General features: G+C 59.8%; 19 protein-coding genes. 18 read left to right on the top strand and 1 reads right to left on the bottom strand.

The window, feature by feature from the left end; all coding sequences use genetic code 11:
- Positions 1–2 precede the first annotated feature (2 nt).
- From mltG to AOC04_RS03240, 17 genes are all read left to right on the top strand, one after another.
- Positions 3–1088, top strand: coding sequence for an endolytic transglycosylase MltG (gene mltG / locus AOC04_RS03160; RefSeq protein WP_060691113.1), 1086 nt, complete (start codon positions 3–5; stop codon positions 1086–1088).
- 22 nt (positions 1089–1110) lie between these two features.
- Positions 1111–1743 carry a dTMP kinase gene (gene tmk / locus AOC04_RS03165; RefSeq protein ID WP_060691114.1) on the top strand — a complete coding sequence of 211 codons (633 nt, stop codon included), beginning with the start codon at positions 1111–1113 and terminating at the stop codon, positions 1741–1743.
- On the top strand, positions 1736–2722 hold the full coding sequence (locus AOC04_RS03170; RefSeq protein ID WP_060691115.1) for a DNA polymerase III subunit delta': 987 nt from the start codon (positions 1736–1738) through the stop codon (positions 2720–2722). Before tmk ends, AOC04_RS03170 begins: the two co-directional genes overlap by 8 nt.
- A 32-nt stretch (positions 2723–2754) precedes the next feature.
- Positions 2755–3540, top strand: coding sequence for a TatD family hydrolase (locus AOC04_RS03175; protein ID WP_060691116.1), 786 nt, complete (start codon positions 2755–2757; stop codon positions 3538–3540).
- A gap of 385 nt (positions 3541–3925) precedes the next feature.
- Positions 3926–4567: a TetR/AcrR family transcriptional regulator gene (locus AOC04_RS03180; protein WP_060691117.1), complete on the top strand. Its 642-nt coding sequence runs from the start codon at positions 3926–3928 to the stop codon at positions 4565–4567.
- A 95-nt stretch (positions 4568–4662) separates the two neighbouring features.
- Positions 4663–5631, top strand: a complete 969-nt coding sequence (locus AOC04_RS03185) for a GTP 3',8-cyclase MoaA (protein WP_060691118.1) — start codon at positions 4663–4665, stop codon at positions 5629–5631.
- A gap of 317 nt (positions 5632–5948) precedes the next feature.
- Positions 5949–6767 carry an SDR family oxidoreductase gene (locus AOC04_RS03190; RefSeq protein WP_060691119.1) on the top strand — a complete coding sequence of 273 codons (819 nt, stop codon included), beginning with the start codon at positions 5949–5951 and terminating at the stop codon, positions 6765–6767.
- A gap of 60 nt (positions 6768–6827) precedes the next feature.
- Positions 6828–7832, top strand: a complete 1005-nt coding sequence (locus AOC04_RS03195) for a substrate-binding domain-containing protein (RefSeq protein ID WP_060691120.1) — start codon at positions 6828–6830, stop codon at positions 7830–7832.
- Positions 7833–7844: 12 nt separating this feature from the next.
- Entirely contained in the window at positions 7845–9377 is a 1533-nt protein-coding gene (araG, locus tag AOC04_RS03200) for an L-arabinose ABC transporter ATP-binding protein AraG (protein ID WP_060691121.1), read from the top strand.
- Between the two features lie 25 nt (positions 9378–9402).
- Positions 9403–10371: an L-arabinose ABC transporter permease AraH gene (gene araH / locus AOC04_RS03205; RefSeq protein WP_060691122.1), complete on the top strand. Its 969-nt coding sequence runs from the start codon at positions 9403–9405 to the stop codon at positions 10369–10371.
- Positions 10372–10571: 200 nt separating this feature from the next.
- Positions 10572–11177 carry a DUF4823 domain-containing protein gene (locus AOC04_RS03210; protein WP_060691123.1) on the top strand — a complete coding sequence of 202 codons (606 nt, stop codon included), beginning with the start codon at positions 10572–10574 and terminating at the stop codon, positions 11175–11177.
- Positions 11178–11192: 15 nt separating this feature from the next.
- A complete protein-coding gene (locus tag AOC04_RS03215; RefSeq protein WP_060691124.1) occupies positions 11193–11759 on the top strand; it encodes a DUF1285 domain-containing protein in 567 nt (188 codons plus the stop codon).
- Between the two features lie 245 nt (positions 11760–12004).
- The gene (locus AOC04_RS03220; protein WP_060691125.1) at positions 12005–12994 is read left to right on the top strand and encodes a 2-dehydro-3-deoxygalactonokinase; all 990 of its coding nucleotides are present in this window, start codon (positions 12005–12007) and stop codon (positions 12992–12994) included.
- A 1-nt stretch (position 12995) separates the two neighbouring features.
- Complete coding sequence (locus AOC04_RS03225) at positions 12996–13625, top strand: 2-dehydro-3-deoxy-6-phosphogalactonate aldolase (protein ID WP_060691126.1); 630 nt, start codon at positions 12996–12998, stop codon at positions 13623–13625.
- Between the two features lie 38 nt (positions 13626–13663).
- Positions 13664–14812 (top strand): galactonate dehydratase, encoded by a 1149-nt coding sequence (dgoD, locus tag AOC04_RS03230; protein WP_003442443.1) that lies wholly within the window; start codon positions 13664–13666, stop codon positions 14810–14812.
- A 155-nt stretch (positions 14813–14967) separates the two neighbouring features.
- Positions 14968–16278, top strand: a complete 1311-nt coding sequence (locus AOC04_RS03235) for an MFS transporter (RefSeq protein ID WP_060691127.1) — start codon at positions 14968–14970, stop codon at positions 16276–16278.
- 97 nt (positions 16279–16375) lie between these two features.
- Complete coding sequence (locus tag AOC04_RS03240) at positions 16376–17167, top strand: IclR family transcriptional regulator (protein ID WP_060691128.1); 792 nt, start codon at positions 16376–16378, stop codon at positions 17165–17167.
- A gap of 76 nt (positions 17168–17243) precedes the next feature.
- Here the strand turns inward: AOC04_RS03240 and calA are convergent, their stop codons facing one another.
- Positions 17244–18296, bottom strand: a complete 1053-nt coding sequence (gene calA, locus AOC04_RS03245) for a vanillin reductase (RefSeq protein ID WP_003442432.1) — start codon at positions 18294–18296, stop codon at positions 17244–17246.
- Positions 18297–18477: 181 nt separating this feature from the next.
- Between calA and AOC04_RS03250 the strand changes: the two genes are divergently transcribed.
- The gene (locus AOC04_RS03250) at positions 18478–19371 is read left to right on the top strand and encodes an AraC family transcriptional regulator (RefSeq protein ID WP_060691129.1); all 894 of its coding nucleotides are present in this window, start codon (positions 18478–18480) and stop codon (positions 19369–19371) included.
- Positions 19372–19430: the final 59 nt, after the last annotated feature.

The following is a 19430-nucleotide window of genomic DNA, read 5'->3' on the forward strand; positions in this document are numbered from 1 at the left end:
TCGTGAAACGTAAATTCTTGGTGCTGCTGGAGACAGGTCTGGTGCTGGCCGGATTACTGCTGGGCGCCAGCGCCTGGAAGCTCAATTCGGCGCTGGACCAACCGCTCAACCTGACACAAGAGCAACTGCTCGACGTACCGCCAGGCGCGACCCCGACCGGCACCTTCAATCGTCTGGAAGCCGAAGGCACACTGGACGATGCTTTCTGGCTGCGTCTGTACTGGCGCTTCAATCTTGAGGGCCAGCCTCTGCACAGCGGTGAATACCGCATGACCCCCGGCATGACCGCCCAGGACCTGATTGGTGTGTGGCAGCGTGGCGAAGTGGTGCAATACAGCCTGACCCTGGTCGAAGGCTGGAACTTTCGCCAGGTACGCAGTGCCCTGGCAAAGCATGAAAAAATCGAGCAGACCCTCGACGGTTTAAGCGACAGCGAAGTCATGGCCAAACTCGGGCACCCCGGGGAGTTTCCGGAAGGCCGATTCTTTCCGGACACCTATCGCTTCGTGCGAGGCATGACCGACGCGCAACTTCTCGAGAAGTCCTACAACCGTCTGGAGAAAGTGCTGGCACAAGAGTGGGAACAGCGTGACCCTGGCGTGCCCTATGCCGACCCGTACCAGGCGCTGATCATGGCCTCGCTGGTAGAGAAAGAAACCGGAGTTCCCCAGGAACGCGGGCAGATTGCCGGGGTATTTGTGCGCCGTATGAAAATCGGCATGCCGCTGCAAACTGATCCGACCGTCATCTACGGGTTGGGCGAGCGCTACAACGGCAAGCTCACTCGCAGCCATCTGCGTGAGCCCACGCCGTACAACACCTATACCATTCCCGGTTTGCCGCCGACGCCGATTGCCATGGTCGGGCGTGAAGCGATTCATGCCGCCTTGCATCCGGTCGACGGCAGCAGCCTGTACTTTGTCGCCAAGGGCGATGGTAGCCACACATTTTCCGATGATCTGGATGCGCACAACAATGCCGTGCGCGAGTTCCAGATCAAGCGTCGGGCCGACTACCGTTCAAGTCCTGCACCGACACCTGCTGCCGAACCGGCGAGCCCTGCGGTCGAGCCGCAAAGCCCGCAATGACACTGATTAAGGATTGCTGCCTGTGACTGGCTTGTTTATTACCCTGGAAGGTCCCGAAGGCGCGGGCAAAAGCACCAATCGCGAATACCTGGCCGAGCGCCTGCGCAGCGCCGGTATCGACGTGGTACTGACCCGCGAGCCCGGCGGCACGCCACTGGCCGAGCGGATTCGCGAGCTGCTGCTGGCACCCAGCGATGAAGCCATGTGTGCCGACACCGAGCTGCTGCTGGTGTTCGCCGCCCGTGCCCAGCATCTGGCCGAAGTGATTCGCCCGGCACTGGCCCGCGGCACCGTGGTGCTGTGCGATCGCTTCACCGACGCCACCTACGCTTATCAAGGGGGTGGCCGCGGTTTGTCACAAGAGCGCATCGCCAGCCTCGAAACCTTCGTGCAAGGTTCATTGCGCCCGGACCTGACCCTGATCTTTGATCTGCCGATTGAAGTCGGCATGGCCCGGGCCAGCGCCCGTGGCCGGCTTGACCGCTTCGAGCAGGAAGGCCGCACGTTCTTTGACGCGGTGCGCAGCACTTACCTCAAACGCGCCGAGGCAGAACCCGCGCGTTATCGCCTGGTAGATGCCGCCCAGTCACTGGAAAACGTTCAACTGCAGCTGGATGCCTTGCTGCCGGAACTGCTGGATTTGTACCGTGGCTGAGGCCTATCCGTGGCAAGACAGCCTGTGGCAGCAAATGGCCGGGCGTGCCCAGCATGCTCACGCCTACCTGCTGCACGGGCCTGCGGGCATCGGCAAGCGCGCGCTGGCCGAGCGGCTGATGGCCAGCCTGCTGTGCAAGCAGCCGGTCGGGCTTGAAGCTTGCGGGGCGTGCAAGTCTTGCTCGTTACTGGCGGCGGGCAGCCATCCCGACAACTACATCCTGGAACCCGAAGAGGCCGACAAGGCAATCAAGGTCGACCAGGTGCGGGATCTGGTCAGTTTTGTGGTGCAAACCGCACAGCTGGGAGGGCGCAAAGTGGTATTGGTCGAGCCGGTCGAGGCGATGAACATCAACGCCGCCAACGCCTTGCTCAAAAGCCTTGAAGAGCCGTCCGGCAACACCATTCTGTTGTTGGTCAGCCACCAGTCCAGTCGCCTGTTGCCGACCATCCGCAGCCGTTGCGTGCAGCAGGCCTGTCCACTGCCGGGCCAAGCCATGAGCCTTGAGTGGCTGGCCGGGGCGTTGCCCCAGTGCAGCAGCGAAGAGCGGGTCGAGTTGCTGACCCTGGCCGCGGGTTCACCCCTGGCCGCTGTCAAGCTGCAGGCACAAGGCGTGCGTGAACAGCGGGCTACGGTAGTGGCCGGGGTAAAGAAACTGTTGAAGCGCGAGCTGTCAGCAACGCAATTGGCTGAAAGCTGGAATGCCATACCGTTGCTGCTGCTGTTTGACTGGTTTTGCGACTGGTCGAGTTTGATCCTGCGTTATCAATTGACCCAGGACGAGTCCGGCCTTGGTCTGGAAGATATGCGCAAAGTGTTGCAATACCTGGCGCAGAAAACCCCGCAGGACAAGGTGCTGAATATTCAGGACTGGATTCTTGCGCAACGGCAAAAAGTGCTGAGCAAAGCCAACCTCAACCGGGTGTTGTTGCTTGAGGCATTACTGGTGCAGTGGGCGAGTCTGCCCGGCCAGCGTTGATTTGATTGAATGGTTAAGCAGGTGATTTTTGTATGCTCGTAGACTCCCATTGCCACCTCGATCGCCTTGATCTGAGCGCCCACGACGGCTCGCTGGATGCAGCCCTTGAAGCCGCCCGCCAGCGCGGGGTCGGGCATTTTCTGTGCATCGGCGTGAGTGCCGATAACGCCGGTGATGTCAAAGCCCTGGCGGATCGCTATGCCGATGTCGATTGCTCGGTAGGTGTCCACCCGCTGGATGTGCAGCCCGGTGCTGCGCCGGCGCTGGACTGGCTGTTGAGCGAGCTGAATCACCCGCGCGTGGTAGCCATTGGCGAAACCGGCCTGGATTACCACTACGAGCCAGAGGCCGCGCAATTACAGCAGCTGTCGTTCCGGGTCCACCTGGAAGCGGCCCAGCAGACCGGCAAGCCGGTAGTGATCCATACCCGCGGAGCACGCGCCGATACTCTGGCCATGCTGCGTGAAGCGGCGCTGCCCAATGCCGGCGTGTTGCATTGCTTCACTGAAGACTGGGATATGGCTAAAGCCGCCCTGGACATGGGGTATTACATTTCATTGTCGGGCATTGTGACCTTCCGTAATGCCGACGCCCTGCGTGATGTGGCCAGCAAAGTGCCGGCTGATCGTCTGCTGGTTGAGACCGACTCGCCTTATCTGGCGCCGATTCCCTATCGTGGCAAGCCGAACCTGCCGCAATACGTACGTGAAGTCGCCGAGTTCCTGGCCATGTTGCGCGGTGAGTCCTACGAGCGTTTTGCCGAGCAGACCACCGAAAACTTCAAGCGCCTGTTCCCCCAGGCCCGGGTTCAGGGCTAGCCCCAACACACTGCAGGCGCGAGCTGTTCAATGTGAAACAAAAGCTCGCTCCTACAGTGAGTGGCAAAAAAAAACCCGGACTCTGGGGAATCCGGGTTAAGACCATTAGGAGTAAAACAAAGGCCTACACTCCATTGTTGCCTTGGTCGGCGAAACACTTGGGGGGGATGTCGCGCCGACACCCTAAGTATTGGTCAGGTTTGTTGAACGTCCAGTCGCGATTGATCATTTTTTAAACAGATTTGGAATACTCGTAATTCGTTTGAGTGCTCATATTGTTGATATGAATTCATCGTCAAACGTTATCCGCAGGATGGTCCGTGCAATTTAGCGTGACTAATGCATAATACTGCGCTTCGATTTTGACCCGAACAGACCTTTTCTTATGCATAAAGAACCCCGTAAGGTCCGTGAGTTTCGTCGCCGCGAGCAAGAAATTCTCGATACCGCGCTCAAGCTGTTCCTCGAACTTGGTGAAGACAGCGTCACCGTCGAGATGATTGCTGATGCCGTAGGTATCGGCAAAGGCACGATTTACAAGCATTTCAAGTCCAAGGCCGAGATCTATCTGCGCCTGATGCTCGACTACGAGCGTGATTTGAATGAGCTGCTGCATTCCGCTGACGTTGATAAAGACAAAGAGGCGCTGTCGCGTGCCTACTTCGAATTTCGCATGCGTGACCCTCAGCGCTACCGGTTGTTTGACCGCCTTGAAGAAAAGGTCGTCAAAGGCAATCAGGTGCCTGAACTGGTGGAAGAGCTGCACAAGATCCGCGCTTCAAACTTTGAGCGCCTGACCCTGTTGATCAAGGGCCGCATCAGCGAAGGCAAGCTCGAAGACGTGCCGCCGTACTTCCACTATTGCGCGGCCTGGGCGCTGGTGCACGGCGCGGTAGCGCTGTATCACTCGCCGTTCTGGAGCAATGTGCTGGAAGACCAGGAAGGGTTCTTCCAGTTCCTGATGGATATCGGCGTGCGCATGGGCAACAAGCGCAAACGTGATACGGATACCCCGGCTGTCGAGTAACCCTGTCAGGCTTATACTCGGTTCTGGGGCTTGCCAAAACTTGAGTTCTGAGTCAAGTTTTGGCGCGCTTTATATTCCCCGTGCCGGAGTCATCCATGATTGTTGATCGCCAAGGCAGACGTTTTCGCAATTTGCGTATCAGTCTGACGTCTGCCTGCAACTATGCCTGTACCTACTGCGTGCCCAACGGCAAGCGGCTGGTAGCAGCGCAGGATGAACTGTCGGCCGAGGCCATGGTGCGCGGCGTGGCCTACCTGATCGAAGCCGCAGGCATCGAGCGCTTGCGTATCACTGGCGGCGAACCGCTGGTCAGTCCCAAACTCGAAACCTTTATGCGTGCAGTGGGCCAGTTGGGCTTGAGTGATATCAGCCTGACCACCAACGGCCAATTGCTTGCGCGAAAATTGCCGCTGCTGGTGGACGCCGGGATACGCCGTCTTAACGTCTCCCTTGATACCCTGGACCCTGTTGCGTTCCGCAGCATTGCCCGGGGCGGCGACTTGCCGACAGTGCTCGACGGCATGCAGCAGGCCAGCGCCGCGGGAATCAAAATCAAGGTCAACATGGTGCCGTTGCGCGGGCAGAACCTGGACCAGGTAATGCCGCTACTGGGCTACTGCCTTGAGCGCGGCTACGAGTTGCGCTTTATCGAATTGATGCGCATGGGGCATCTGGCCAGTGATGGCAACGCCTTCCTGCAACAGTTCGTCAGCCTGCAACAACTGTTGTCGCTGATTGGCGAGCGCTACGAATACCTGCAGGCCGATGCACCGGTTGATGCCACGGCGGTGCGTTATCAGATCCCGGGGTTCGGTCACTTCGGTGTGATTGCCAACGAAAGTGTCCCGTTCTGCCGCACCTGCTCGCGGCTGCGGCTGTCGTCCACCGGGTGGCTGCACGGCTGCCTGTCGTCGAGCAATCGCCACTATGTCGGCGATCTCCTGAACAAGCCCCGCCACCAGGCCCTGCCAGCGCTGCAAAGCCTGCTGGTCAAAGCCCTGGGTGACAAGCAGGACGTCGCCTTCTCGGGCGGCGCCACTGTGATGAAAATCATCGGCGGTTAACCCTTCCTTATTGTAGGAGCGAGCTCTTGGCTCGCGAGCCTTTTAAGAGCTCGCGAGCAAGCTCGCTCCTACAGATACTCATATTTAATCCCTGTATATGGGACGCAAAATTATATATTGAGACTTTCCCGTTTCCGGGTTTATAGTCGGCATCAGCTCCACGCACTCACACTAAAAAAATAAAACAGGTGAAGTGATGCCCAGATATCCCAGGATTCCCCTGCGCGCCCGTGTGACTCCCCCATACCCAAGGTTTCTAAGCCGGCCATCGACAGATGTCCGGCTTTCGTCGTGCCTTTTTTTTGGAGTTTTGATCCATGGCTGAAGCCCTTTCCTTGCCGCCGGTACCCGCGCCGCCCCGTGGAGAGCGCCTGAAAAACAAGGTGGTGGTGCTCACCGGCGCCGCTCAGGGCATTGGCGAGGCGATCGTTGCCAGCTTCGTCTCGCAACAGGCGAAAATGGTCATCAGCGATATCCAGGCCGAAAAGGTCGAGAAAGTCGCCGCCCATTGGCGTGAGCAAGGGGGCGATGTGCAGGCCATCAAGGCCGACGTGTCGCGCCAGGCTGATCTGCATGCCATGGTCGCGCTGGCCATGGAGTTGCATGGCCGGGTCGATGTGCTGGTCAATTGCGCCGGGGTCAATGTGTTTCGCGATCCGCTGGAAATGACCGAGGACGACTGGCGCCGCTGTTTCGCCATCGATCTGGATGGCGCCTGGTATGGCTGCAAGGCGGTATTGCCACAGATGATCGAGCAGGGCGTCGGCAGCATCATCAACATTGCCTCCACCCACTCCAGCCACATCATTCCGGGCTGCTTCCCGTACCCGGTGGCCAAGCACGGCCTGCTGGGGCTCACCCGCGCGCTGGGCATCGAGTACGCGCCCAAAGGCATCCGCGTCAACGCCATCGCCCCCGGCTACATCGAGACCCAGCTCAACGTCGATTACTGGAACGGTTTCGCCGATCCCCATGCCGAGCGCCAACGGGCCCTTGATCTGCATCCGCCACGGCGTATAGGCCAGCCGCTGGAAGTGGCCATGACTGCGGTGTTCCTGGCCAGCGATGAGGCGCCGTTCATCAATGCGTCCTGCATCACCATCGATGGCGGGCGCTCGGTGCTTTACCACGATTAAGGCAATGGCCCGACCTGTCAGGTTTTCAAACACTTTAAAAATAACAACAAGGAGTTTGCCATGAACCGTCGTCCCATCATTCGTAGCCTGTGCTGCGCAGCCCTGGCGGCTACTGCATTGAGTCTGAGCAGTGCTTTGCTGGCGGGTGACCCGGTCAAGATCGGCTTTCTGGTCAAACAGGCAGAAGAGCCCTGGTTCCAGACCGAGTGGGTGTTCGCAGAAAAGGCCGCCAAGGACAAAGGCTTCGAGCTGATCAAAATCGCCGTGCCGGATGGTGAGAAGACCCTGTCGGCCATCGACAGCCTGGCGGCCAACGGCGCCCAGGGCTTTGTCATCTGCCCGCCGGATGTCGGCCTGGGCCCGGCGATCATGGCCAAGGCCAAGGCCAATGGTTTGAAAGTGATCGCCGTCGATGACCGCTTTGTCGATGCCAACGGTAAGTTTATGCAAGAGGTGCCGTACCTGGGCATGGCGGCGTTCGAAGTCGGCCAGAAACAGGGCAATGCGATGGTCGCCGAAGCGAAAAAACGCAACTGGGACTGGAACGACACCTACGCCGTGATCAACACCTTTAATGAACTGGATACCGGTAAAAAACGCACCGACGGCTCGGTCAAATCTCTCAAGGACGCGGGCCTGACGGATGATCACATTCTGTACTCGGCGCTTAAAACCCTCGACGTCCCCGGCAGCATGGATGCCACCAACTCGGCATTGGTCAAACTGCCCGGCGGCGCGAAAAACCTGATTATTGGCGGCATGAACGACAGCACCGTGCTCGGCGGAGTGCGGGCCACGGAAAGCGCCGGTTTCGCCGCTGCCAATGTCATCGGGATCGGCATCAACGGCACCGACGCCATTGGCGAACTGAAAAAGGCCAACAGCGGTTTCTACGGCTCCATGCTGCCAAGCCCGCATATCGAAGGCTACAAGACGGCGACCATGATGTTTGAGTGGATCACCGAAGGCAAAGAACCGCCGTTGTATACAGCTATGGACGAAGTAACGCTGATTACCCGGGACAACTTCCAGGAAGAGCTGACCAAGATCGGTTTGTGGAATTGAGTCGAGGTCACTATGCAGCAGCCATTAGCCACTTCAGCACTGACGAGCAACACCCACAGCCTGCGCTTCAATGGCATCGGCAAGCATTTCCCCGGGGTCCAGGCGCTGGCCAATATCAGCTTTGTCGCCCATCCCGGCCAGGTGCATGCGCTGATGGGCGAGAACGGTGCCGGTAAATCCACCCTGTTGAAAATTCTTGGCGGTGCCTACACCCCAAGCAGCGGCAACTTGCAGATCGGCGAGCAATTGCTGGTCTTCAAATCTACCGCTGAAAGCATCGCCAATCGGGTCGCGGTGATCCATCAGGAGCTGCATCTGGTGCCGGAAATGAGCGTGGCCGAGAACCTGTTTCTCGGCCACCTGCCGGCGCGTTTTGGCCTGATCAAACGCGGGGAATTGCGGCGCAATGCCCTGCAGTTGCTCAAGGGCCTGGGGGATGAAATCGACCCGCAGGAGAAGGTTGCCCGCTTGTCGCTGGGCCAGCGCCAACTGGTGGAAATCGCCAAGGCACTGTCCCGCGGGGCCCATGTCATTGCTTTCGATGAACCCACCAGCAGCCTCTCGGCGCGGGAAATCGACCGCCTGATGACCATCATCGAGCGCCTGCGTGACGAAGGCAAAGTGGTGCTCTATGTCTCTCACCGCATGGAAGAAGTATTCCGCATCTGCAACGCGGTCACTGTGTTCAAGGATGGTCGCTATGTGCGCACCTTCGAGCACATGAGTGAGCTGAGCCATGACCAGTTGGTGACCTGCATGGTCGGTCGCGACATTCAGGATATTTATGACTATCGCCCCCGTGAATGTGGCGAAGTGGCACTCAAGGTCGACCGCTTGCTCGGGCCGGGGCTGCGCGAGCCGGTGAGTTTTGAGGTGCACAAAGGCGAGATTCTCGGCCTGTTCGGGCTGGTGGGCGCCGGGCGTACCGAACTGTTACGCCTGCTCGGCGGGCTGGCCCGTCACAGCGGCGGCCAGGTAGAGCTGCAAGGCGTTGCACTCAAGCTGCGTTCGCCCCGGGATGCAATTGCTGCCGGGGTGCTGCTATGCCCGGAGGACCGTAAAAAGGAAGGCATCATTCCTTTGGCCAGCGTCGCGGAGAACATCAACATCAGTGCCCGTGGCGCCCATTCCACCCTGGGTTGCCTGTTGCACAGCGAGTGGGAGCGCAGCAACGCCGACCGGCAGATCCGTGCCCTGAATGTGAAGACTCCGACCGCGTCGCAGAAAATCATGTACCTGTCCGGGGGCAATCAGCAAAAAGCCATCCTCGGGCGCTGGCTGTCGATGCCGATGAAAGTGTTGCTGCTTGACGAGCCGACTCGGGGCATCGATATCGGCGCCAAAGCCGAGATCTACCAGATCATTCACAGCCTGGCAGCCAGCGGCATTGCGGTGATCGTGGTGTCCAGCGACCTGATGGAGGTGCTGGGGATCAGCGACCGCATTCTGGTTTTGTGCGAAGGCGCGGTCAGCGGTGAACTGCCGCGAGCCCGGGCCAATGAATCGAACCTGTTGCAAATGGCCTTGCCCCGCCAGCGCGGCTAACGGCGTGACCCACTGAGAGGTTTGTATGACAACCCAAGATTCGACACTGCCGACACCCCGCAAAAAACTCGACATGCGCCGCTTTCTCGACGACTGGGTCATGTTGCTGGCGGCGTTTGCGATTTTTCTGCTCTGCACCTTGCTGATCGACAACTTCCTGTCGCCGCTCAACATGCGTGGCCTGGGCCTGGCCATCTCCACCACCGGGATTGCTGCCTGCACCATGCTCTACTGCCTGGCGTCGGGGCATTTCGATCTGTCCGTGGGATCGGTGATTGCCTGCTCCGGCGTGGTGGCGGCGGTGGTCATGCGCGACACCGACAGCGTTTTTCTGGGTGTCAGCGCGGCACTGGGCATGGGTCTGATTGTCGGCCTGATCAATGGCATCGTCATCGCCAAGCTGCGGGTCAATGCGCTGATCACCACCCTGGCGACCATGCAGATCGTGCGCGGGCTGGCGTATATCTTTGCCAATGGCAAGGCAGTAGGGGTGTCCCAGGAGGCGTTTTACGTCTTTGGTAACGGCCAGGTGTTTGGCGTACCGGTACCGATCCTGATCACCATCGTCTGCTTCCTGTTCTTTGGCTGGCTGCTCAACTACACCACCTATGGCCGCAACACCATGGCCATTGGTGGCAACCAGGAGGCGGCGCTGCTGGCGGGGGTCAATGTCGACCGCACCAAAATCATTATCTTCGCCGTACACGGGCTGATTGGCGCGCTGGCCGGGGTGATCCTGGCTTCGCGCATGACCTCGGGCCAGCCCATGATCGGGCAGGGCTTCGAGCTGACCGTGATCTCGGCCTGTGTGCTGGGCGGGGTATCGCTGAGCGGTGGGGTGGGGATGATCCGGCATGTGATCGCCGGGGTGTTGATTCTGGCGATTATTGAAAACGCGATGAACCTCAAGAACATCGACACCTTCTACCAGTATGTGATTCGCGGCTCGATCCTGTTGCTGGCGGTGGTGATCGACCGCTTGAAGCAGCGCTGACTCTGAAAACCGTGCTGCAACCTGTGGGAGCTGGCTTGCCAGCGATGGCCTCATCGGATGGCTCAAGCCGGTCGAGGCGCCATCATCGCCAGCAAGCCGGCTCCCACAGGTTTTGCGCCAAGGCATGCGGCAAACTGGCGCGCAAACTGCATTACGCGATTATTCGCCGGTTTTCTGTCGCCGGCCCTCGGGAGAGCGCAATGCGTAGTCTGTTTGTGGTGCTGTCGGTTCTGGCGCTGGGTGGCTGTATGACGGTCAGCGACCTGGGGGAGGGCGCGCGCTATCAAATGAGCGATGCCGGTCTGCTCGATCACAGCAATACGCGACGCAGCAATTCGCTGCGCATCCAGCCGGACTCCTTTATCTACATAGCCCAGGGGGCATTTGCACCCGTGGGCGACCCTTATGTGCGACCCAATGTGGTGGCCGAAGAAGCCTATAACGGCTTTATTGAGTACTTCCCTATGGTGCGCCGCGCCAAAGCGCCGCTGGGGCTTGACCAGGCCATGACCGAAGCCCGTGGCTTTGGTGCGCATTACTTGCTGTACACCCGCTTTGCACGGGCTGACGACCGTATCGGGAACAGCGATGAATGGCTGGATCAGGAAGAAATCAGCCGTTTGGGAATTGATAGCGGCGTCATCCAGGTGATGCTGATCGAGACCAGCACCCAGTACCTGATCGATACCGCGACCATTCGCAGTCGCGGCGGGTTGCTGACGTTCCATGACAACAAGCCGGCGGACCTCATCGGCCCGCCGCTCGCCAAGTACGCGCGCAGCTTGATAGGCTTGAGCGACCAATAAGACCAGGAGAGCAACATGAGTGAGCCGGTAGACGTCAGTAACCTGTTGGCGCAAATCCCCAAAGCCGACAAAGGCCTGCCACCTGTTCATCTCTGGAATACGGCATTCTGCGGCGATATCGACATGCGTATCGCCCGTGACGGCACCTGGTACTACATGGGCACGCCGATTGGCCGCAAGCCCATGGTCAAACTGTTCTCGACCATCATCCGCCGCGACGGCGATGATTATTTCCTGATCACCCCGGTGGAAAAGGTCGGGATCAAGGTCGATGACGCGCCGTTTGTGGCGGTCACGCTAGAGGTTCTAGGGCAGGGCGAGCAGCAAATACTGCGCTTCACCACCAATGTTGAGGAGCAGATCACGGCCGGCAGCGAACATCCGCTGCGCATAGTGATTGATCCCGATACCCAGGAGCCTGCGCCCTACCTGCTGGTGCGGCGCAATCTTGAAGCGCTGATCCACCGCAACGTGTTCTATCAACTGATCGAGCTGGCGGTTGCCCGGCCCATCGACGGCCAGAGCTGGCTGGGCGTATGGAGCAGCGGCGTGTTCTTCCCCATCGGCCCCGAGCCGGCCTGAATCCTGCCAGCACCCCGCTGACACTCTGTAGGAGCCGGCTTGCCGGCGATTGCCTGTGCGCGGTGAATCAGACCTGCGCACTGTTTGCATCGCCGGCAAGCCGGCTCCCACAAGGATTTCACGCACCTATAAATATCCCTATATGTGGGAGAGCAATTTATATATTGAGATTTTGCCGCACCAAGGTTTATAGTCGCCTGCACTGATTCACAGCATTCACTGCTAAAAACAAAACAGGTGAAGCGATGCAGGCGCAATTGATCGCCCTCGATTGGGGGACAACTTCCCTTCGTGCTTATTTACTCGGATCCGCTGGCCAGGTGCTGAAAGAGCGCACGCTGGCCTGCGGGATCATGCAGTTGCCCGGTACCCCGCGACTGGTCGCAGGCCAGTGGTGCGCTGACGGTTTTGAGCTGGCATTTGACGATGCCTGCGGCGACTGGCTGGATGCCCACCCGGGTGTCCCGGTAATCGCCTGCGGCATGGTGGGCAGTGCCCAGGGCTGGTGCGAAGCGCCTTACCGGCAAACCCCGGCCAGCCTCAACGCCTTGAGCACGGCCTTGCAGACGGTACGCAGCGTGCGCGGTGTTGACTTGCATATAGTGCCGGGCGTCATCCAGCGTTCCACCTTGCCCAATGTCATGCGCGGTGAAGAAACCCAGGTGCTGGGCGTGCTGGAAAGTTTCCCTCAACTCAATGATTGTTTGATCGGCTTGCCCGGCAGCCATTCCAAATGGGTGCAGGTGCAGGACGGCAATCTTGTGCATTTCGATACCTTCATGACCGGCGAACTGTACGCCGCAGCCTGTGAACACACGATTCTGGGACGTACCCAACAGCGCTCCGCGCAGTTTGATAGCGCCGCCTTTGATCGCGGTGTGCAGGTGGCACTGTCGCCCGACGGTCGGCTCGGGCCGTTGTCGACCCTGTTCAGCGCCCGCACCCTGGGGCTGACCGGGCAACTGAGTGCGACCCAGCAACCCGACTACGTGTCCGGCCTGCTGATTGGCCATGAGCTGTCAGCGTTGGGCGGCGCAGTGCGTGAGCGGCGAGGTGGAGCCTCGATGCCCACGATTATCCTGATTGGCAATTCCCGACTGTGTGAACGCTACCAGCGGGCCCTGGCCGCCTGCGGGTTCGCGGATGTGCGCCTGGCACAACAGGCCACCGAGCAGGGTTTATGGCACCTGGCCCAAGCCGCCGGGTTACTCCGACACATGCAACTGGAGGGCTGAGATGCTCAAGCAAGCACTGGCAAAAAACGGCCTGATCGCCATTCTTCGTGGGCTGCGTCCACAAGAGGCGCAGGCCATCGGCAAGGTGCTGTATGACGCGGGTTTTCGTACCCTTGAAGTGCCGCTTAATTCCCCTGAACCCTACGAAAGCATCCGCATATTGCGCAATACGCTGCCCGCCGACTGCCTGGTCGGTGCCGGTACCGTATTGACCCCGGCGCAGGTCGAGCTGGTCAAGGCCGCTGGCGGGCAGGTGATTGTGATGCCCCACAGCGACCCGAAAGTGTTGCGTGCCGCCAAGGCGGCCGGTCTCTACCTGTCACCGGGGGTAGCCACACCGACTGAAGCCTTTGCTGCGCTGGCCGAAGGCGCCGATGTACTGAAAATGTTCCCGGCCGAGCAAATGGGCCCGGCCGTGGTCAAGGCCTGGCTGGCGGTATTGCCTGCAGGAACCTTGCTGATTCCGGTCGGCGGGATTACCCCGGACAACATGCAGGTGTTTGTCGATGCCGGGGTGTCCGGTTTCGGGCTGGGCTCGGGGCTGTTCAAGCCCGGCATGAGTGCCGAGGACGTGGCGGTTACCGCCAAAGCTTATGTGCAGGCCTGGAACGCCCGGCACAAGGCTGACTGAAAGGCGCTCGCGCCCCATCGAACAAGAGAGACAACGCGATGAAAATTACCAAACTGACAACCTATCTGGTCCCGCCGCGCTGGCTGTTCCTGAAAATCGAAACCGACGAGGGCGTCACCGGCTGGGGCGAGCCCGTAGTCGAAGGCCGTGCCCACACCGTGGCGACAGCCGTGGATGAATTGTCGGATTACCTGATCGGCAAAGACCCGCGCAATATCGAAGATATCTGGACCGTGCTCTATCGCGGCGGTTTTTACCGTGGCGGCGCGGTGCACATGAGCGCACTGGCCGGTATCGACCAGGCGCTATGGGACATCAAGGGCAAGGCGCTGGGGGTGTCGGTCAGCGACCTGCTGGGCGGCCAGGTGCGGGACAAGATCCGGGTGTATTCGTGGATCGGCGGCGACCGTCCGGCCGATACGGCCAGGGCGGCCAAAGAAGCGGTCAGCCGCGGCTTTACTGCGATAAAGATGAACGGCACCGAAGAGCTGCAATTTGTCGACAGCTTTGAAAAGGTCGACCTGGCGCTGGCCAACGTGGCCGCAGTGCGTGACGCCGTGGGCCCCAACGTGGGGATCGGCGTGGACTTCCATGGTCGGGTGCACAAGCCGATGGCCAAAGTGCTGATGAAGGAACTGGACCCGTACAAACTGATGTTTATCGAAGAGCCGGTGCTCAGCGAAAACTACGAGGCCCTCAAAGAGCTGGCGCCGTTGACCAGCACCCCGATTGCCCTGGGCGAGCGGCTATTCTCGCGCTGGGACTTCAAGCGCGTACTCAGTGAAGGCTACGTCGACATCATCCAGCCCGATGCCTCCCACGCCGGCGGCATTACTGAGACCCGTAAAATCGCCAACATGGCTGAAGCCTACGATGTAGCGCTGGCCTTGCATTGCCCGCTGGGGCCGATTGCGCTGGCTGCGTGCCTGCAACTGGATGCGGTTTGCTACAACGCCTTTATCCAGGAGCAAAGCCTGGGCATTCACTACAACGAAAGCAACGACCTGCTGGATTACGTCAAGGATCCGGCGGTGTTCGACTACGACAAAGGCTTCGTCAAAATCCCCAATGGGCCGGGCCTGGGTATCGAGATCAACGAAGAGTACGTGCGCGAGCGCGCGCTGGTTGGCCACCGTTGGCGCAACCCGATCTGGCGTCATGCCGATGGCAGCTTTGCCGAGTGGTGAGTCCCTGATCTGATGCAAGACCTGTGGGAGCCGGCTTGCCGGCGATGGGGTCAATGCGCTTCGAGTGAGACGCATCGCTGGCAAGCCAGCTCCCACAGGGGTGTCGGACCCTGTATTTGAAACGACCTCAATAACCATAAAAAAGAGGCATGCCCATGTCATCTTCAAGCACCGTCGCGCCTGCGTCTTTAGTGACGCCGAGCCGCAAGCGTTTTTTCATCATGGTCCTGCTGTTTATCACGGTGGTGATCAACTACCTGGACCGCAGCAACCTGTCGATTGCAGCGCCGGCACTGACCACTGACCTGGGGCTTGACCCGGTTCATGTCGGGCTGATTTTTTCGGCCTTCGGCTGGACCTATGCGGCCATGCAAATTCCCGGTGGCTGGCTGGTGGACCGCGTGCCGCCACGCATTCTGTACAGCGTGGCCCTGCTGCTTTGGTCGGTGGCCACGGTAATGCTCGGTTTCGCTGCCAGCTTCATCGCCCTGTTCGTGTTGCGCATGGCCGTTGGTGCCCTGGAAGCGCCGGCGTATCCGATCAACAGCAGGGTGGTGACCACCTGGTTCCCCGAGCGTGAACGTGCCACTGCCATTGGCTTCTACACCTCGGGGCAGTTTGTCGGGCTGGCGTTCCTGACCCCGGTACTGGCCTGGTTGCAGCACCAGTGGGGTTGGCACATGGTGTTTGTCAGCACTGGTGTGGTCGGGATCATCTGGGCCGCGATCTGGTACGCGGTGTACCGCGAGCCGCGGGATTTCAAGGGGGTCAATCAGGCTGAGATCGACCTGATCAGTGAGGGGGGCGGGCTGGTGGATATCCAGAGCCAGACCGCCAAACGCAAAGCACCCTTCAGTTGGCTGGACCTGGGCATCGTGCTCAGCAAGCGCAAGCTGTGGGGTATTTATCTGGGGCAGTTTTGCCTGAACTCGACGCTGTGGTTTTTCTTGACCTGGTTTCCTACCTACCTGGTGAAATATCGCGGCATGGACTTTATCAAGTCCGGCCTGCTGGCTTCGTTGCCGTTTCTGGCCGCATTCGTGGGCGTGCTGTGTTCGGGGTTCTTCTCCGACTGGCTGATTCGGCGCGGCTACTCGGTGGGCTTTGCCCGCAAGCTGCCGATCATTGGCGGGCTGCTGATCTCGACTTCGATCATCGGCGCCAACTTTGTCGACTCGACGCCGCTGGTGATTGCATTTCTGGCGCTGGCGTTTTTCGGTAACGGCCTGGCGTCGATTACCTGGTCGCTGGTTTCAACCCTGGCACCGGCCCGGCTGCTGGGGCTGACCGGCGGGGTGTTCAATTTCATCGGTAACCTGTCGGCGATCACCACCCCGATCGTGATCGGCTTTCTGGCCACCGGGGACTCGTTTGCCCCGGCCATCACCTACATCTCGGTGCTGGCGTTGCTGGGTGCGCTGTCCTACATCCTGCTGGTAGGCAAAGTGGAACGTATCGAGCTCTAGGGGTGGGGCCAGAGGCAAACCTCAACAGACCCTAGCCGTCAGTCGACCGGGCGACCATAATGCCGCCCGGTTCACCTCCTAAATGCAAAGGCTGGCTATGCAGGACGACTCCCCGAAAATCGCACCCACCGGCACTCAAACCCTACTTCGCGGACTGGCGGTGGTACACGCTGTGGCCAATGGCGCGCGCGACCTTAAAGACATCGCCCGGGCGATCGGCACTACGCGCAGCACGACCCATCGTCTGGCCAGTTGCCTGGTGGACGAGCGTTATCTGCGGGTCTTGCCGCAGGTGGGGTACCTGCTCGGGCCAAAGCTGATCGAGCTGGGGTTTCAGGCGCGAGAAGAGGTGCCGCTGGTGACGCTGGCCGGGCCGTATCTGGATGAGTTGTCGATGTTGACCGGCGATACCATCCATTTGGCGGTGCGCGAAGGCGACGAGGTGCTGTACCTGCACAAAAACCCGGGGCGCAATGGCCCGGAGATGCGCTCTCGGGTAGGGCATCGCATGCCGCTGGCACGTACCGGGATCGGCAAGGCGATGTTGCTGGATGCGCCGCCGGGAGAGTGGCGACGGCTGTACGAAGCCAGCCATCCTGCCGATGGCAAGAACCCGTTGTGGCCGGAACATCAGGAAGTGTCGTGGGAACAGTTTGAGCAGCGTATGCGCGGTTATGTGGCGGGTGGCTACGCGTTTGACCTGGAAGACAACGAACCTTCGATCCGTTGTGTGGCCGCACCGATACGCGATGCCAGCCGCAAAATCGTGGCTGCCATCAGTATCGCCAGCACCGTGCCGTACATGTCACTGGAGAAAATGACCGGCTTGATACCGGTCGTCACTCACGCAGCGCAGCAGATATCGGCGGAGCTGGGTGCTGCCAGCTGACACGATCCCCACTGCAGGAGCTGGCTTGTCGGCATCGCTGGCAAGCCAGGCTCCTACAGAGCGAGGAGGGTGAGCTTTAGGCCTTCAGGGTTTTCATGTCGATTACAAAACGGTATTTCACGTCGCCTTTAACTACGCGTTCAAAGGCTTCGTTGATGTTTTTGATGTCGAGCATTTCGATGTCGCAGGTAATGCCGTGTTCGGCACTGAAGTCGAGCATTTCCTGGGTTTCGGCAATGCCGCCGATCAAGGAACCGGCCAGTACGCGACGCTTGAACACCAGGTTGAACGCATTCAGGGCAGGTTCTACCGGTTCGATCAGGCCGACCAGAATGTGTACGCCGTCAAAGCGCAGGGTTTCCAGGTACGGGTTCAGATCGTGCGGCACCGGAATGGTGTCCAGCAGGAAGTCGAAGCTGTCAGCTGCGGCTTTCATTTGCTGCGGGTCGGTGGACACGATCACGTGGTCGGCGCCCTGACGGTAGGCTTCTGCAGCCTTGGCTTCAGAGCGGGTGAACAGGGTGACTTCGGCGCCCATGGCTTTGGCGAACTTGATGCCCATGTGGCCCAGGCCGCCCATGCCCAGAATCCCGACTTTATCGCCCGCCTCAACACCGTAGTGCTGCAGCGGGGAGTAGGTGGTGATACCGGCGCACAACAGGGGAGCTGCGCTGGCCAGGTCGAGTTTTTCCGGGATACGTACTACGAAGTGCTCGCTGACCACGATGCTGTCGGAGTAACCGCCCATGGTGTTGCTGCCATCCACCCGGTCCGGGGTGCAGTAGGTCATGGTCGCGCCTTCAAGGCAGTATTGCTCCAGGTCTTCCTTGCACGCGGAACACTCGCGGCACGAATCGACCATGCAGCCCACGCCAACCAGATCGCCGACTTTGTGCTTGGTGACCTTGTCGCCGACAGCCGTAACCTTGCCGACGATTTCATGGCCCGGCATTACCGGGTAAACAGCAAAGCCCCAGTCGTTGCGAGCCTGGTGAATGTCGGAGTGACAAACGCCGCAGTACAGAATTTCGATGGCCACATCATCCGGTCGCGGATCGCGGCGGGTGAACTTCATGGGTGTCAGGGGAGCGGTAGGTGTCTGTGTGGCATAACCGATGGCGTTGTACATGTGGGGAACCTCGAAAAGCGTTAACAGTGAACAGGGGGCAATTTTGCGCTTACAAATCTTGCAGGACTATGACGATTCCTCCGCCTGTCATGCCTATTCCTCCGGCGACGCGGATGAACTGTCGCTTTAATGACCAGTTCTGCGAAGATGCGGCTGTCTATTCCTCTTGTGAACTTACTTCATGTTTCTGACGCGTCACCGTGATGAGAATGCCGTGCTGGTGTCGCTTATCAAGCCTCTGGCTACTCAGCTGGGTTTTGTCCATACCTTGATGCCTGAAGTGAGGGTGGTCTCGGCGTGTAATACCGTGGCCCGGATGCCGCAGATCTATGAGCCTAGCCTAATGGTGATCGCCCAAGGCAGTAAGTTGGCCTATCTGGGGCAGCGCACCCTGGAATACGGTGCCGGACATTACCTGGTGCAAGCGCTTTCGGTGCCTTTCGAGTGCGAAACCTTCGCCTCTGAAGACATGCCATTGCTGGGGGTTGCGATCAGCATTGATCGTGCAGTGTTGGGCGAGCTGGTGCTGGCCATGGGGCTGGACCCTGAACGCAGCGCGGTGGCACAGACGCCGGAGTCCATGACCTCGGCCGTGCTGGATGACGAAATGCGCCAAGCCGTTGAACGCTTGTTGCGGTGTCTGCATGACCCGCTGGAGTGCCGGATCATGGGCCGGGCCCGTTTGCGCGAGGTGCTGTTTGCCGCCCTGCGCGGACCACAGGCGAGTGTGTTAAGGGCGTTGGTCGAGCAACAAGGGCAATTCGCGCGGGTAGCTGCTTCGTTGAGCCACTTGCACGAACACTTTGCCGAACCGCTGAATGTCGAGACACTGGCCCGCTGCGCCAACATGAGCGCGTCCACCTTTCATGAGCATTTCAAGCGCAGTACCTTGCTGTCGCCGGTGCAGTACCTCAAGCGCCTGCGCCTGCTGCGCGCCCAGCAATTGTTATTGAGCGAAGGGCTGGGGGTGGCGCAAGTGGCGGAGCGGGTGGGTTATCAAAGCACCTCGCAGTTCAGCCGCGAGTACAAACGTTACTTCGAGCGTAGCCCGGGCCATGAAGGCGCAGGCTGCTGACGCGCATCTGCATATTCTTCTGTAGGAGCGAGCTTGCTCGCGAGCTTTTCAGCGTTTTC

This window comes from Pseudomonas versuta (assembly GCF_001294575.1).
In the GTDB taxonomy this organism is placed as follows: Bacteria; Pseudomonadota; Gammaproteobacteria; order Pseudomonadales; family Pseudomonadaceae; genus Aquipseudomonas; species Aquipseudomonas versuta.

Excerpts from the sequence above, each read along its gene's own strand:
- AOC04_RS03175 (WP_060691116.1), top strand. The coding sequence starts at position 2,755 with ATGCTCGTAGACTCCCATTGCCACCTCGATCGCCTTGATCTGAGCGCC.
- AOC04_RS03180 (WP_060691117.1), top strand. The coding sequence starts at position 3,926 with ATGCATAAAGAACCCCGTAAGGTCCGTGAGTTTCGTCGCCGCGAGCAA.
- AOC04_RS03185 (WP_060691118.1), top strand. The coding sequence starts at position 4,663 with ATGATTGTTGATCGCCAAGGCAGACGTTTTCGCAATTTGCGTATCAGT.
- AOC04_RS03190 (WP_060691119.1), top strand. The coding sequence starts at position 5,949 with ATGGCTGAAGCCCTTTCCTTGCCGCCGGTACCCGCGCCGCCCCGTGGA.
- AOC04_RS03195 (WP_060691120.1), top strand. The coding sequence starts at position 6,828 with ATGAACCGTCGTCCCATCATTCGTAGCCTGTGCTGCGCAGCCCTGGCG.
- araG (WP_060691121.1), top strand. The coding sequence starts at position 7,845 with ATGCAGCAGCCATTAGCCACTTCAGCACTGACGAGCAACACCCACAGC.
- araH (WP_060691122.1), top strand. The coding sequence starts at position 9,403 with ATGACAACCCAAGATTCGACACTGCCGACACCCCGCAAAAAACTCGAC.
- AOC04_RS03210 (WP_060691123.1), top strand. The coding sequence starts at position 10,572 with ATGCGTAGTCTGTTTGTGGTGCTGTCGGTTCTGGCGCTGGGTGGCTGT.
- AOC04_RS03215 (WP_060691124.1), top strand. The coding sequence starts at position 11,193 with ATGAGTGAGCCGGTAGACGTCAGTAACCTGTTGGCGCAAATCCCCAAA.
- AOC04_RS03220 (WP_060691125.1), top strand. The coding sequence starts at position 12,005 with ATGCAGGCGCAATTGATCGCCCTCGATTGGGGGACAACTTCCCTTCGT.
- AOC04_RS03225 (WP_060691126.1), top strand. The coding sequence starts at position 12,996 with ATGCTCAAGCAAGCACTGGCAAAAAACGGCCTGATCGCCATTCTTCGT.
- dgoD (WP_003442443.1), top strand. The coding sequence starts at position 13,664 with ATGAAAATTACCAAACTGACAACCTATCTGGTCCCGCCGCGCTGGCTG.
- AOC04_RS03235 (WP_060691127.1), top strand. The coding sequence starts at position 14,968 with ATGTCATCTTCAAGCACCGTCGCGCCTGCGTCTTTAGTGACGCCGAGC.
- AOC04_RS03240 (WP_060691128.1), top strand. The coding sequence starts at position 16,376 with ATGCAGGACGACTCCCCGAAAATCGCACCCACCGGCACTCAAACCCTA.
- calA (WP_003442432.1), bottom strand. The coding sequence starts at position 18,296 with ATGTACAACGCCATCGGTTATGCCACACAGACACCTACCGCTCCCCTG.
- AOC04_RS03250 (WP_060691129.1), top strand. The coding sequence starts at position 18,478 with ATGTTTCTGACGCGTCACCGTGATGAGAATGCCGTGCTGGTGTCGCTT.